This is a genomic window from Evansella sp. AB-P1, assembly GCF_029688925.1.
Taxonomy (GTDB): domain Bacteria; phylum Bacillota; class Bacilli; order Bacillales; family Salisediminibacteriaceae; genus Evansella.
This window is the reverse complement of sequence record NZ_JARUKY010000001.1, coordinates 218,192-233,045: the sequence shown is the minus strand read 5'-3', so window position 1 is coordinate 233,045 and position 14,854 is coordinate 218,192. Positions and strand designations below refer to the sequence as shown.

13 protein-coding genes and 2 riboswitches are annotated in these 14,854 nt (G+C 37.6%); of the genes, 5 read left to right on the top strand and 8 right to left on the bottom strand.

Annotated features, from left to right (window positions below):
* Window positions 1-64 precede the first annotated feature (64 nt).
* Window positions 65-1,984, bottom strand: coding sequence for an ABC-F family ATP-binding cassette domain-containing protein (locus QA612_RS01050; RefSeq protein WP_278281874.1), 1,920 nt, complete (start codon window positions 1,982-1,984; stop codon window positions 65-67).
* Window positions 1,985-2,314: 330 nt separating this feature from the next.
* On the opposite strand from QA612_RS01050, the gene QA612_RS01045 reads away from it, so the two are divergent.
* Window positions 2,315-3,994 carry a hypothetical protein gene (locus tag QA612_RS01045; RefSeq protein ID WP_278282109.1) on the top strand — a complete coding sequence of 560 codons (1,680 nt, stop codon included), beginning with the start codon at window positions 2,315-2,317 and terminating at the stop codon, window positions 3,992-3,994.
* A gap of 295 nt (window positions 3,995-4,289) precedes the next feature.
* On the opposite strand, the gene QA612_RS01040 is transcribed toward QA612_RS01045, so the two are convergent.
* From QA612_RS01040 to QA612_RS01015, 6 genes are all read right to left on the bottom strand, one after another.
* Window positions 4,290-5,312, bottom strand: coding sequence for a thiazole biosynthesis adenylyltransferase ThiF (locus QA612_RS01040; protein ID WP_278281873.1), 1,023 nt, complete (start codon window positions 5,310-5,312; stop codon window positions 4,290-4,292).
* Between the two features lie 21 nt (window positions 5,313-5,333).
* A complete protein-coding gene (gene thiS, locus QA612_RS01035; protein ID WP_278281872.1) occupies window positions 5,334-5,537 on the bottom strand; it encodes a sulfur carrier protein ThiS in 204 nt (67 codons plus the stop codon).
* The gene (tenI, locus tag QA612_RS01030) at window positions 5,534-6,145 is read right to left on the bottom strand and encodes a thiazole tautomerase TenI (RefSeq protein WP_278281871.1); all 612 of its coding nucleotides are present in this window, start codon (window positions 6,143-6,145) and stop codon (window positions 5,534-5,536) included. Before tenI ends, thiS begins: the two co-directional genes overlap by 4 nt.
* A gap of 71 nt (window positions 6,146-6,216) precedes the next feature.
* On the bottom strand, window positions 6,217-7,320 hold the full coding sequence (gene thiH / locus QA612_RS01025; protein ID WP_278281870.1) for a 2-iminoacetate synthase ThiH: 1,104 nt from the start codon (window positions 7,318-7,320) through the stop codon (window positions 6,217-6,219).
* A 333-nt stretch (window positions 7,321-7,653) separates the two neighbouring features.
* Window positions 7,654-8,421 (bottom strand): thiazole synthase, encoded by a 768-nt coding sequence (locus QA612_RS01020; protein ID WP_278281869.1) that lies wholly within the window; start codon window positions 8,419-8,421, stop codon window positions 7,654-7,656.
* A gap of 161 nt (window positions 8,422-8,582) precedes the next feature.
* Window positions 8,583-8,689: riboswitch (TPP riboswitch) on the bottom strand.
* Window positions 8,690-8,845: 156 nt separating this feature from the next.
* Window positions 8,846-8,983, top strand: a riboswitch (TPP riboswitch).
* 353 nt (window positions 8,984-9,336) lie between these two features.
* The gene (locus QA612_RS01015; RefSeq protein ID WP_278281868.1) at window positions 9,337-9,873 is read right to left on the bottom strand and encodes a hypothetical protein; all 537 of its coding nucleotides are present in this window, start codon (window positions 9,871-9,873) and stop codon (window positions 9,337-9,339) included.
* 314 nt (window positions 9,874-10,187) lie between these two features.
* Here QA612_RS01015 and thiD point away from each other — a divergent pair, with 314 nt between their 5' ends.
* From thiD to QA612_RS00995, 4 genes are all read left to right on the top strand, one after another.
* Window positions 10,188-11,033: a bifunctional hydroxymethylpyrimidine kinase/phosphomethylpyrimidine kinase gene (gene thiD / locus QA612_RS01010; protein WP_278281867.1), complete on the top strand. Its 846-nt coding sequence runs from the start codon at window positions 10,188-10,190 to the stop codon at window positions 11,031-11,033.
* The gene (thiE, locus tag QA612_RS01005; protein WP_278281866.1) at window positions 11,006-11,656 is read left to right on the top strand and encodes a thiamine phosphate synthase; all 651 of its coding nucleotides are present in this window, start codon (window positions 11,006-11,008) and stop codon (window positions 11,654-11,656) included. Before thiD ends, thiE begins: the two co-directional genes overlap by 28 nt.
* Window positions 11,657-12,130: 474 nt before the next feature.
* Complete coding sequence (locus QA612_RS01000; RefSeq protein ID WP_278281865.1) at window positions 12,131-12,337, top strand: DUF1657 domain-containing protein; 207 nt, start codon at window positions 12,131-12,133, stop codon at window positions 12,335-12,337.
* 141 nt (window positions 12,338-12,478) lie between these two features.
* The gene (locus QA612_RS00995) at window positions 12,479-13,177 is read left to right on the top strand and encodes a DUF421 domain-containing protein (protein ID WP_278281864.1); all 699 of its coding nucleotides are present in this window, start codon (window positions 12,479-12,481) and stop codon (window positions 13,175-13,177) included.
* Window positions 13,178-13,297: 120 nt separating this feature from the next.
* Here QA612_RS00995 and cshA read toward each other — a convergent pair whose 3' ends face one another.
* The gene (gene cshA, locus QA612_RS00990; RefSeq protein ID WP_278281863.1) at window positions 13,298-14,824 is read right to left on the bottom strand and encodes a degradosome RNA helicase CshA; all 1,527 of its coding nucleotides are present in this window, start codon (window positions 14,822-14,824) and stop codon (window positions 13,298-13,300) included.
* Between the last annotated feature and the right edge of the window lie 30 nt (window positions 14,825-14,854).

The window sequence follows — 14,854 nt, the reverse complement described above, 5'->3', positions numbered from 1 at the left end:
AAATTTTATATAATATTGTCACAAAAAAGTACGAGACCATGTCCCGCACTTTTTTGTGACATTTTCAATTATTTCTTGCTGATTCTATTTCTTCTACTAGGAGAGAAAGTTCTTCCCATCGTTCCATAGCAGAATCTAAAGCTTCTTCTACTTTCTTTTGTTCATCATATAGATCTCGAATTTCATCAAGGTTACTACCTGCATCGATAATTCCCTTTTCAAGTTGTTCCTTCTTTTCTTCTAAGGCAGCGATCTTGTCCTCAATTTGATCCCACTCTTGTTGATCTTTATAAGATAATTTTTTCGGTTTCTCTTGCTTCGACTCTTTGTTTTCTCTTAGGTTTTCTTTATTTTCAGTACTTGGTGTACTTGACTTTACATCTTCTTGACTTTTTCTCTCTTCCATCAGTTCGCTATACGATCCAAAGTAACGACTTACTTGACCATCACCTTCGAAAACTAACAATTTTTCAACCACTCTGTCTAAAAAGTAACGATCATGAGAGACCGTTACAACTACACCAGGGAATTGGTCTAAATAGTCCTCTAGTACAGTTAAGGTTTGAGTGTCTAGATCATTTGTCGGTTCATCTAAAAACAAAACATTAGGCTCCCCCATTAACACTTTTAACAAATATAATCTTCTTCTTTCTCCCCCAGACAAACGATGAATATACGTCCACTGCATCGGTCGATCAAATAAAAAACGTTCGAGCATTTGTTCAGCAGTTATTACTCGTCCATCAACAGTGTGAACAACCTCAGCAATTTCCTTAATATAGTCGATTATACGAATAGAAGAGTCTAGATCTTCATGTTCTTGTGTATAGTACCCAATTTTGACTGTTTCCCCTACTTTAACATGACCACTATCTGGTGCAACTCGGCCAGCTATTACATTTAGAAGAGTAGATTTCCCTGATCCATTTGGACCAATGATACCTAATCGTTCACCTGGAACAACGAGATAATCTAAATTATGAAATAATCTCTTCCCATCTAACGTTTTCGTCACCTGAGAAAGTTCGATTACATCTTTACCTAATCGCGTAGAGCCAATGGCAAAATCTAAATCTCCTTTTTCTGTAACATACTTCTCCTCTTGTAGCTTTTCCACTCGTTGAATACGAGCTTTTTGCTTCGTGGTTCTTGCTTTAGCTCCCCGCTTTAACCAAGCAATCTCTCTTCTTAACAAATTATTAAGCTTTGTTTGGCGTTGACTAGCTATTTCTTCCCGTTCTGCTCTTTTCTCTAAAAACAACTCATAATTCCCTTCATATTGATAAAGAGATCCTTGATCGAGCTCAAAAATGCGATTCGTAACACGATTTAAAAAATAACGATCATGTGTAATAAGTAATAGTGCCCCACGATAATTAGCTAAAAATTGCTCTAACCATTCAATCGTATCATTATCAAGATGGTTTGTAGGTTCATCTAGCAGAAGTAAATCTACTGGTTGAATTAATGCATTCGCAATAGCAACCCTCTTTTTTTGTCCACCAGAAAGATGCCTTACTTGTCTTGTAAAGTCTGTAATACCGAGCTTTGTTAAAATAGTTTTTGCAATTGTATTGGCGTCCCACGCCTCAGCTTCATCCATTTTTTCCTGAACTTTCGCAACTTTGTTTTGAAGCCCTTCATCTAAAGGATTCTTCTCTAACTCCAATAAAGCCGATTCATACTCGCGCATGACACGCATGATTGTAGCTTCACCGAAGTAAACTTGATCTAGTACCGTTAACTCTTCCTTTAATTGTGGTTCCTGTGGAAGATATTCTATTTCAAAATTATTTGAATGATATAACTGACCATCCTCTTTCCCTTCGATGCCCGCTAATACCTTTAATAAGGTAGATTTACCGGTTCCATTGACACCTATTAATCCAATTCGATCTTTTTCTTCAATATTAAAGGAAATGTGATTAAACAAATCCTTCTCTCCATACGTTTTATGTAAGTTTTCTACACGTAGCATACTCATTTATAATCATCCTCATATATAAATACATTTTTTGCTCCTCTATTGTATCAAAAATCGAGAGACAATATTAAAAAACAGGGTTCTAATATGAAACATAAGAGTTAGTAATACGTATATAAAGAAGGATCTTATAGACTCTTGAATGCTATAATGGTATCATTTTCAAGGATAGATAACCTATATAACATAAGGACAAGTTCCTTTTTCTATTGTCCGGTATTAATTTTTACTCTGTTACATTAAGTGTACGATAGTCTTTCGAGGCCGGTCCTTAAACAGAGTTCATTCTGAAGTTATAATTATTATGAAGAGGTGATGATTTTGCTGCAAATGCTATTAATTAGTCTTCTGTTAGGTCTACTATTTTTACCATTACAATTGGAGTGGTGGCGAGGAAAGTTTTTTAGAAAATGGATACCTGCCCGATACATTTTAGGATTTATTTACGGAATTATGTTGTTTTATGTTGGTTTATTAGACCAAACGGTAACTGCAATTATTACGTATTATCTACCAATTATCGGTATTGGCTTAATCGTTGATAATTCTATTGTTTTTTCCTTTAAAAAAACGTTCCGAAAACAGTCAGCAGTAACTGGAGCTGGAGCTGGGGTTGTTATTCTTTTAGCCTTTATTATTTTTTGGATCATTCAACCGCTATTCTTAGCTGACGCAAAGTACAACATAGCTGGTGGGGAAGAAGTTACAGTTGAAGACTTAAATCCCGTTAGCGAACAGAATATACCTGTAGTTCCTTTGAATTTTGCACGTTATCGTTCAGATGTGCTTATGGGGCAATTAGATAACCCTGCTTTTTACGACTTAGGAGAAACTAGAATACAACGTATTAATGAAACACTTTTTTGGGTAACACCAATTGAATATGATGGAATTTTTCGTTGGTATCGCAGTAACGCAGCTCCTGGATACATTATTGTAAATGCAGAGAATCCACAATCGGAGCCTGAATTAGTTCTTCATGATATGACGTATGTGCCATCTGCTTTTTTTCATGAAAACTTAGAACGTCATGTCCGATCGGCATATCCTGATGTATTGATGCTAGATACTACATTTGAAATTGATACTGAAGGTAATCCATATTACATTATAAGTTATGGACATTATACAGAATTTCGTCGCGTTGCAGATGTAGATGGTATTATAATCGTTGATCCTGCAACTGGGGAGATGGAGCAATACCCAAAAGAAGATGCTCCAGAATGGGTAAATCGAATTTATCCTCCTCATATTGCTGACGAACGTAACAATTGGTTCGGTGTGTATAAGCACGGTTTAATGAATCGTTATATTGGACGTGAAGGCTTAACACAACCGACAGCTTGGGGAGTAGATGATTCAGTGACTGGAGTTATTGATTCTGAATTGAATCAAAATTGGTTTACAGATCATATGCGACTAGTAGGGGAAGGACAAAACTCTAATTCTATGGTAGGATTCACAATGTTTGATGCTAGAACCGGTGAGCTTCGATATTTCCGTGACGCCAGTGGTATGTTAAATGGTCGAACAGCAATGAACCTTGCTGAACGTACCTTTGTCCGCGATGATTATGTAGCCGGTGCACCAACCCTTTATAATATTTATGGGCAGTATACTTGGGTTGTTCCGTTAATGGACCGTAACTCTGTTTTACGACAGATAATGCTTGTAAACGCAAGCAGTGAAAGTGTTTATGGTTACGGCCCTACAAAAAGAGAATCCTTTAGCGCCTATTCATTAGCATTATCTTCTAGAATTGACGATGATGTTATACCTGGTGAAATTACGGACCTTGTTGAAATTACGGCTAATGTTGAACGGGTATATAAATGGGACCGAGAAGATACTGTTACTGTACGTATTTTGATTGAAGGCTACGATCGAATATTTACAATTAATTCTTCCTCCTATCCTCGTGCAGTTTTTATCGATGAAGGTGACGAGATTACGATCCGATTTATGGACACTGGTGAGGACGTCCAGCCAATTGAGGAACTAGAATTTTAATAGCTAGTCTAATTATGAAGCCAAATAAAGAGAGATTTCCTTCAATAATTGATGGAAATCTCTCTTTCTGTATAAAAAACTATATACTCTACCCTGAAAATAGAACCGTTCAGTAGTGGAAGGCAGCGACTCCAGTGGGATCAGAGTGCGAGCCGAAAATCCCCTAAAAGCTTACTGTGTAAGTTTTAGGAAGTTGAGGCCGCGCCCCACGGAAAGCGCCTGCCTGAAACGAATGAACACCTTAGTAAGAACATTTTCATCCCCCATGGTGCAAATTTCCACTTGCATTGGAGGTCTACCCTATGATTCGATGATACAGCGTCTTTGCTTCTGAAATATCATTTGTACCATGAACAAGAACACGACCATCCTTAAAAAATACCATTCTTTTTTCTCCAAAGGTATATGAAAGTAAATAAGGATTTTGCTCAATAGTTCCTGTTCCTTGATTTGTTAAAATATCCTTTAATTGATTTAAATCTCTGTCCACTGGCTTTGGTGGACGAATTTGCACAGTATTCCTTCCACATAAAACCGTTGACTTCGTTTCATGTTCATATGATAAAAATGGATAAGTAGGATTGTCGCCACAAGATGGACAGCTTGATTTTTTCACTTTATCTACATTAATAGACATATGATCATTTTTCCATAAATCAAAAGATACAAGTTTCTTCCGAAGTGATTCCTTATCACCAACGAGCAATTTAAGTACTTCCGTTGTTTGATGGGCAACCACCATTTGGACGACAGGACTAATAACTCCTACCGTATCACAAGTAGCTCCTCCTAATGGAACCGTCTCTAATAAGCAATTTAAACAAGGGGTTTCTCCTGGTATAATTGTATAGCTTAATCCATAACTGCTTACACAAGCACCATACACCCAAGGTATATTGTATTTCTGTGCAATATCATTGATTAATAAACGAGTGTCAAAGTTATCTGTTCCGTCAACGATAATATCTACACCTTTAATTAAGTCTTCCAGTTCTTCCTTCGTAACATCTAGTACATGACTCACAATCGTCACATCTGAATTAATTTCTTTTAATCTTTTTTTAGCAGCAACTGCTTTAGGAATGCGATTTATAGCATCACTTTCAGTATAAAGCTGTTGTCTCTGCAGATTGCTAAATTCCACGTAATCACGATCAACAATTGTTACTTTTCCTACACCTGCTCGAACAAGATTTTCTCCTAAACCTGTTCCTAGAGCTCCTGCACCAACCACTAGAACATGTTTACTTTGTATTTTTTGTTGACCTTGCTCCCCTATATTTTGGAACAAGATTTGCCTTGAATAACGATTAGTCACGCTGACTGCACTCCTTCTTTATCATCCACCACCAACGAATTGAACGAGTTCTATTTTATCTCCCTCTTGGATAATTGTATTGTCATGTTCGTTTCGATCTACAATCGTTTCATTCATTTCGACAATGACTACTTTTTTATCCAATTCATAATGAGCTAAAAGCTCAGCTATTGATTTAATTGAATCAGGGAGCTCACTTCTCTTCCCATTGACTTGAACTATCATTCTTTATTCCCCCTATTCACATATGATTTTATCATAGATAGCGGCTCTTCTGCCTCTAGAATACCTGACATAATAGCAAATCCGTTTGCTCCCGAGTCTACTATTTCGTTTACATTATTCGGATCTATACCACCAAGTGCTATTACAGGTATGTTTATTAATTCTGTCATTTCCTTTAATACTCCCGTTCCTCTAGGCTGAAGATCGGGCTTTGATTTAGATGGGAAAATATGACCGAATAGAACATAATCAGCACCAGCTCTTTCAGCTTCTTGCGCTTCTTCTATAGAATGGACAGATTGACCAACCCGTAGTTTTGGAAATGTGGATTGTACTTGTTGAGTAGCTAAACTATGATAAGCCAATTGGACACCCACTGTTTTCATTGCTACTGCAACATCTACTCGATCATTTATGATGATTTTTGATAAAGGAATCCCTGCATGAACAAGTAATTTAACTCCTTCCACAAGTTCCTTTGCTGAACGTTCTTTTTCCCTAATATGAAAATAGCTCACGTACGGGTCAATTATCGTTGCCTTTTCAGCAAACTCATTTAAAGACAGCTTTCCATTAGAAATAACATGAATCTCAATGTTGTTACTCATTATTACACTCCTAAGTAATCATGCTTCCGTTCACAAAATTGTCGGGGAACAGGTTCCCGACAATTTTGTGTCTATACGAGTTCCCAGTCTTTTAGTACTGGTTGGTAGCCCTTTGATTTAAGAAGGTTCTTTATTTCTTCCACAGAACGATCATCTGAAATTTCAAATTGACTTTGAGTCACATCTGGTTCAGAATATCCCCCTACAACAGTGGAGGATGCAGCTGACATTTTCGTTACCCCTAAAGGAAGCAATGCTTCTCTAAATTCAGGTGTTTCTCTTGTAGAAATATTAATGCCCGATCGAGGTAAGAATAAACGAATTGCCAATAATGCTTGCACAAGATTTTTATCCGTAACGTTGACTTTCGGTTGGAAGCTTCCTGCATGCGGGCGCATTCGCGGGAAAGAAACTCCTACCTCAGTCTCTAAAAATTTATTTTGCAAATAGCTTGCATGTAATCCTGTAATGTAGCTTTCCTTTCTCCAGTCATCCATCCCAAGTAATGCACCAATATTTAACGATCTCATTCCAGCTTTTGCACCACGTTCTGGTGTATCTAGCCGATAGCGGAAGTCCTTTTTCGGACCTTTCACATGAATGTCACGATAAATTACTTCGTTATAAACCTCTTGATAAACAGTTAACCCATCAATTCCATGTTTAAATAATTCCCCGTACTCATCTTGATCAAGTGGCTGAATCTCAATTGCTATTGATGAGAAATATTTTTTTAATACCTTTAAGCTTTCCTTTAGGTAATCGATAGAAGAATGTAGCTTTGATTCTCCTGACAATAAAATAATGTGTTTAATACCCATATCTGCAATGACCTTTGATTCTCTATCAATTTCCTCCATCGTTAAACGACGTCTTGGAAAATCATTGTCTAAGCTAAAGCTACAATATTTACATATGTTCACACAGTGATCAGACAAATACAACGGAAGATATAATTGCATTGTTTTCCCAAAATGCTGTACTGTAAGCTTGTGTGCTTTTTGAGCCATTTGCTCTAAATAATTTTCTGCAGCCGGTGATAATAGAACAAAATAATCTTGTTCTGTTAACCGTTCTTTTCCAAGAACTCGTTCCACATCTAATGGTGTTACTGCTTGGAACATATCATGGAAAGGTAAATCTTTTACCTCTACGAATTTATTATAAAAAGTCATTTTAAAACCACCTTTTTTGTTCATTTGGTGCCTTAGCTGATTCATTAAAAGCTAATTAGTTTTCAATGAAGGTCTACCCTGAAAATACACAGGTTCAGTTGTGAAGGGTGACGACTCCAGTAGGATCAGTGCGACATCTGCTCTGCTTCACTACGTTCCGCAATCACAGTGTCTTCTCCGCTGGTGATCTGCCAAGCCTCCTCAGGCTATGCCTTGCCGGTGTCTCGTCTCGATCACTCTCCCGCAGGAGTCTCGTGGGATTCCACTCATTCCAATTGGATTGTAATTAGCTTTCATTCTCCATGGTGCAAGTCTTCACTTGCATGGGCCGGCCTACCCTAAAAATCCTGTTAGCGGTGAAGATGCGTTAGCCTTTGTTGATACAGGACCTAGTCCAGATAAATAACCGATTCGGCCAGCTTTAACCGCATAATCAAAGGCTTTTGCCATTTGAATTGGATCTGCAGCTGTTGCAATAGCAGTATTTACTAGTACTGCATCTGCTCCCATTTCCATCGCTTCCGCTGCTTCTGATGGTTTACCAATACCAGCATCCACAATGATAGGCAAGTCCATTTCATCAACCATAATCTGAATCATTTCCTTCATGCGAATCCCTTTGTTAGATCCTATTGGGGCACCTAAAGGCATAATTGCAGCAGCACCAGCATCCTTCATCCGTTTAGCTGCCATTAAATCAGGACTCATGTAAGGTAAAACAACAAATCCTTCCTTTGATAAAACTTCAGTTGCTTTCGTTGTCTCATCATTATCTGGTAATAAATATTTGTGATCTGAAATCACTTCTATTTTAATCCAATTCCCCATGCCACATGCCTTTGATAAACGAGCAATACGAATCGCTTCCTCTGCATTTCGAGCACCAGACGTATTTGGCATTAACGTTATATTCTCTGGAATATCTGATAAAATGTCCTCTTCATTTGCCTCTACGTTTACTCTACGTAGAGCAACTGTCACTACCTCTGAAGAAGACGCTTGAATCGCTTCTTTCATTTCCTTATGATCCGCATATTTACCAGTACCTACAAATAGTCTGTTTTGCAGTACCTTCCCTCCAATAATTAATTCATCTTTCATTTTGGATCCTCCATTCTTGGGCTGTTAATTACTTTATTAAAAATAAAGTTATGAATTGTTACGTTATGAACAAATATGACAGTGTTCTGACTAAATATTCACTGATAAATATAGAAAAGCCCGCCGTTGGAGGCGAGCTCAATAAACTGTAAAAATAAATTACGTCTACTAGTTCGCTTCCCTACGTTGGTTTTATCCAAGTCAGGTTCAAAGGGTTGGATTTTTCATCATCCTCTCAGCCAAAACATGGGCACCCCTAGCTAATATTTTTCTATACTTATTAACTTTCCATTAACATCATAACAAACAACCTCACTCTTGTGAACCATTTCTACGACTAATCCAAGTTTAAAACCTTCACATCATCCTGAACTATATGGTAGGATTAAATAAACTCTGTATGTGTTCATTTTTAATATAAAAAAATAGCCACTAGGGGCGCTATACGAACATGGATTATAAACATTAGTATCAAGGCATGTTGAGCTGAGACAAGGATTTCCTTGGTCCCTTGGAACCTGATCTGGTTCATACCAGCGTAGGGAAGTGGGATGGATTAGTTAAAATTAAATGAGATTCAGAATATTGATTTTTACTCTCATTTGGATTTTTAATTTCACCGTTCCCAAAATGGAATGGTGTTTTTTAATGACTAATAACAGCGACTTCTGATTAAAGAATGATTCGGCAAAATAACTTAGACGTGCAATTTTCATACGTCCTGGTGCAAACTTCACTTGCATCGGGTCTACCCTGAAAATAAAAACAGTTCAGTAGTGAATGGTGACGACTCCAGTGGGATCAGTACGAGTCCGAAAATCCCCTACCACTTACTGAGTAAGTGGTAGGAAGTTGAGGCCGTGCCCCACGGAAAGCGTTCACCAGTAACGAATGAACCAACCTGATGTATAATTTTCATCCTTCATGGTGCAAGTTTTGCTTGCATCGGCGGTCTACCCTGAAAATAAGATAGAAGCCGCCAATGAGCCTGCAAATCGGTAAAAGAAGTTTGCGGTAATATAGATGGCCGCCAATAAGCCTGCAAATCGGTAAAAGAGGTTTGCGGTAATATAGATGGCCGCCAATAAGCCTGCAAATCGGTAAAAGAGATTTGCGGTAGTATAGAAGGTCGTCAATAAGCCTGCAAATCGGTAAAAGAGATTTGCGGTAATATAGAAGGCCGCCAATAAGCCTGCAAATCGGTAAAAGAGATTTGCGGTAGTATAGAAGGCCGTCAATAAGCCTGCAAATCGGTAAAAGAGATTTGCAGTAGTATAGAAGGCCGTCAATAAGCCTGCAAATCGGTAAAAGAGATTTGCAGTAGTATAGAAGGCCGTCAATAAGCCTGCAAATCGGTAAAGGAAGGTTTGCAGGAATATAGAAGGTCGCCAATGAGCCTGCAAATGGAGATAAGAAGAATTGCGGGAAGGTAGTATACTTTAGAAAGAACATTTTCATGCGCCATGGTGCAAGCCTTCACTTGCACGGGCGGTCTACCCTGAAAATACGAAAATGCGGGAAGAATGAAGCCGTCATTCTTCCCGCAAACGGCGGAAGATCACAAATACGGGAAGGGAATGTACCTTAGAAATAGATTTTCATTCCACATGGTGCAAGCCTACACTTGCATATGCGGCCTACCCGTAAAATAGAAACGTTCAGAAGCGAAATTCGGCGACTCCAGCGTGTGAAAAGTAAACGTTTAATAAATACAAAAAAACACTTTATTATAATTAACTATTATTATTTGAAAGGGTGAACGAAACATGATAGCAAGAGCATTAACAATAGCTGGATCAGACAGTGGCGGAGGGGCAGGAATACAAGCAGATTTAAAAACCTTCCAGGAATTAAAAGTATTTGGTATGTCTGCAATTACGGCTATCACAGCTCAGAACACATTAGGTGTTCAAGGTGTATATCCAGTTGATGTGGAAGGGCTACGTCAACAAATTACTTCTGTTGCGGAGGATATTGGTGTAGATGCTGTAAAAACTGGGATGCTTTTTGATGAAGATAGAATTCGTGTTGTTGCTGAAAAAATTCGTTTTTATAAATGGAAAAACGTTGTGGTTGATCCCGTGATGATAGCAAAAGGTGGTGCTTCTTTATTAACAGAGAATTCAACGAATGCTTTAATTGATGAACTTCTCCCTTTAGCTACCGTTGCAACTCCAAACATACCCGAGGCAGAAGCAATTACCAGACGGAAAATAACAACGATAGATGATCGAAAAAAAGCTGCCCAAGATTTCTTATCAATGGGTGTAGATAGTGTTGTCATTAAAGGTGGGCATGATGCAGATAATAACAATACAATCGATCTTTACTTTGACGGGAAAAATTATCATTATTTCGAATATCCAAGAGTTGATACGAAAAATACACACGGTACTGGCTGCTCCTTTGCCTCTGCAGTGACAGCAGAATTAGCAAAAGGCTGTACATTACTCGAAGCAATTCGAAACGCTAAGGAATTTATTCATTTTGCTATACTGCACTCCTTAAATATTGGCGGCGGACATGGACCAACTCACCACGGAGCATATGGACTATTTAAAAATCAAGGTTCGGAGGGAAAAACATGGCAAGAGTCTCTGCACAAGCAATAAGAAATATGCTGAAAGTTTACTTTATTGCAGGAAGTACCAATGTAACTATATCTCTTCCATCAGTCCTTCAACAAGCAATAGATGGAGGAATTACACTTTTTCAATATCGTGAAAAAGGCTCTTCAGCATTTGTTGGGATAGAAAAAGAACAGTTAGGTTTGGAATTAATAACTATTTGTAAAAATAATGGAATACCATTTATCATGAATGATGATGTGGAACTAGCATTAAAATTAGATGCAGATGGCGTACATATCGGTCAAGAAGATGGTAATGTAGAAGAGATAAGAAAAAAAATTGGAGACCGTATTCTTGGGGTTTCTGCACATAATTTTGAAGAAGCCAAAGCTGCGTTAGAAGCTGGTGCTGATTATTTAGGGGTTGGACCAGTTTTTCCAACTACCTCAAAAACGGATACAAGTGAAGTATGTGGACCGCAGTTTATTGCTGAGCTTCGTGAATTGGGCATCGAAGCACCGATTGTAGCTATCGGCGGTATTTCAATAAACAACGCTTCAGAGGTTGTAGCAGGAAAAGCAGATGGATTATCAGTAATATCTGCAATTTCAAGTGCGGAAGCACCTGCTATTGCAGCAAAAGAATTAAATAAAGCTTGGGAATAGCATTAAAAAATATAAGGGTGCTAAAGTAGTGGACACTCATTTCAGATTCCAATGAAATACATTATTACAGAAAGGAAGTCTAGTCAAAACTAGACTTCCTCTCTTTTTGTATTTAGGGTGTTTGAGGTTTTAGAGGCTAGCTTGTTTTGGTCCTAGTGAATCAGCAACTTATTTCCATTTAAATATAAAAACTCTTTCTTGATCACAGCACTAACCTTTATATTTTGACTCTTTAACATATTAAGTTAACTAGCTCCTTTTTGAGCTATGAGCAAAATGAGCATTTTCAATAAACATTAATAATTCTCTATTATTTTCCAAATACTATGCATACATGCTAATCAATAAGGGGTTTCACGGTTATGCTAAAATACGCATCCCCTATTTAATTCCAATAAAATTTACACAATATAATTTTCAAATATGGAAATCATATAATCGTAGCTTTTTATTAAACATAAGGAGATCTGATCCATGACCGTTAAAACACAAGTTCAACAGGCAATTGCATCTGCTCAAAGTGTACAAGCTAGTTTAACACAATTTTCATTAGAAACAGAAAACCAACAAGCTAAACAATTGTTTGAGCAATTAGCTCAACAACAGAAAAATATTACAACTCAATTAGAAGGTCGCTACCAACAAATTTTAGAAGAAGAACCGCAATTTAATCAAAGCTAAGTTATTCAATGGAGGACTCAAGATGAAGGCTTGAGTTCTTCTCTATATACATAAATGGAATATAAATAGCTAATCTTTATTATCCGATAGTATGAATTCCAATGGTCATTTTATTACTTCAGAAAAGAAAGGTGAAAATCTATGTTTGAGTTTTGGTCTGGTGCTGAGGATCTTCCTATTTACGGCTTTTTAATTCGAGCTACTATTATTTATGTATACGTTTTTATTTTAATAAAAATTTTAGGACAACGTTCTATGGGATCTATTAACCCAATCGATTTTATTTTTGGTGTCATTATTGGTGATGTTCTTGGGGAGCCTCTATCAAGTGGTGAAATCCCTCTAGGTGGGCCTTTAGCTGCAGCAGCACTAATAGGTGGTTTTCATTTAGGGTTATCATACTTAGCCTTAAAGACCCCTCGATTTCGAAGGGTTATTGAAGATGAACCAATTATACTAATTGAAAAGGGTAAAGTCTTGCACAATCAAATGGCAAAGGCAAAAGTAACCGTTGAATCCTTAATGATGGATCTACGACTTATGAGTGCTTCTATAAATGAAGTTGACTATGCTATCCTGGAAGCAAATGGTCAAATTAGTGTTATTAAGAAAAGTGAATATCAGTCATTAACACCTAAAGATATGTTAAAAACTCCTTCTCCTACTGGATATCCAAAGGTATTGATACTTGATGGGCGGATCATACACGCCAATTTAAACAAGGTTGGCACTATATCTTGGCTAAATGACCAAATCATGAAACATGGTGTTAAAAATGTTGAAGATGTCTTCTTATTAACAATGGATGAAGGCGGACAGTTTTATTTTAGCGAAAAATAAATACACATCCCATATATTAATTTCTCCCATCGATCGCAACAAAAATAAAAACCTTTAGACATTTAATATTAAAAATGCCTAAAGGTTTTTTCTTTTTCACTACTTGAATTTAACTCGGTACTATCGCTTTTTACGACTTCTTCTCTCGTCACGTCCACCGCTGTGTCCTGATCCTCCACGACCAGAACCGGCACCACCACCAGTACCTACACGATCTCGTTCCTTTTTAGAAGAACGTTTTTTAGCATTTACTCTTAAAGGTCCTCCAGTACCACGATCCTTCTTACGACGGCCACCACTTGATTCTCTTTGTGGCTTTCGTTTAGAACGTACTGGTGCTTCTCCAGTGATTTTAACCTGTGTTTTACTAGGTTCTTTCGTTACCATTTTAAGAGCTGCTGCAATTAACATAACAGGATCATTTTCAGATAAAAGCTTCTTCGCTTCACCAGTCAGTTCATGATTTCCTGGATCATTTACTGCATCCATCAACTGCTTTACAGCTTGGTCATGTCTTCCACTCAACGCATCTGCATACGATGGTGCATCAACTTGCTTCATTTTTTTCTTCGTGCTCTGCTCGATATAAAGAAGATGATCCTTTTCCTTAGGTGTAACAAAACTGTAGGAAATACCCTTCTTTCCAGCTCTACCTGTACGTCCAATACGGTGAACATAACTTTCTGAATCTTGAGGTAAATCAAAGTTAATAACGTGAGAAACATCGTTAACATCTAATCCACGTGCTGCAACGTCTGTAGCTACCATTACTTCAATAGTTCCACGCTTAAACTTACGAATAACCTGGTCACGACGTTCCTGCTTCATGTCTCCATGAAGACCCTCTACTCGGAATCCACGGATACTCAAGGACTCCGTTAATTCATCTACTCGACGCTTCGTACGCCCAAAGATAATAGCAAGCTCTGGTGTTTCCATATCTAGTAAATTACATAGTACATCGAACTTTTCCTTCTCAGGTGAAACAATATAGCGCTGCTCAATATTTTCCACAGTCAATTGTTTCGCTTTTACTGCCACATTGACAGGATTTTTCATAAAACGATCTGCAATGGTCTTTAAACGAGGTGGCATTGTTGCAGAAAATAACATCGTATGTCTTTCTCCAGGTACTTCTTTAAGAATCGTTTCAATGTCCTCAATAAAGCCCATACTAAGCATTTCATCCGCTTCGTCTAAAACAACAACCTTTAAATATTCAGGTCGAATTGTTTTTCTGCGCATATGGTCCATGTAGCGACCAGGTGTAGCCACAATAATTTGAGGCTTTTTCTTTAATGCAGTAATTTGTTTATGGATTTCTTGCCCTCCATAAATAGGTAACGAGTGAATTCCTTTGTATCGACCAAGTTTATTTAACTCCTCAGATACTTGAATTGCTAACTCCCTTGTAGGAGTTAATACTAATGCTTGTGGATGCTTTTCATCTGTGTTTACCTGCTCTACACACGGAATTCCAAAAGCAACAGTTTTACCCGTACCAGTCTGTGCTTGCCCAATAATATCCTTACCTTCTTTTCCAATAGGAATTACCTTTTCCTGAATGGGAGTTGTCTCAGCAAAACCCATTTTTTCAATAGCTTTGACTATTGATGGTTCAATGTTTAATTCATTAAAAAGTGCCAAATTTTATTCTCCTTTACTTATCGCATTTTC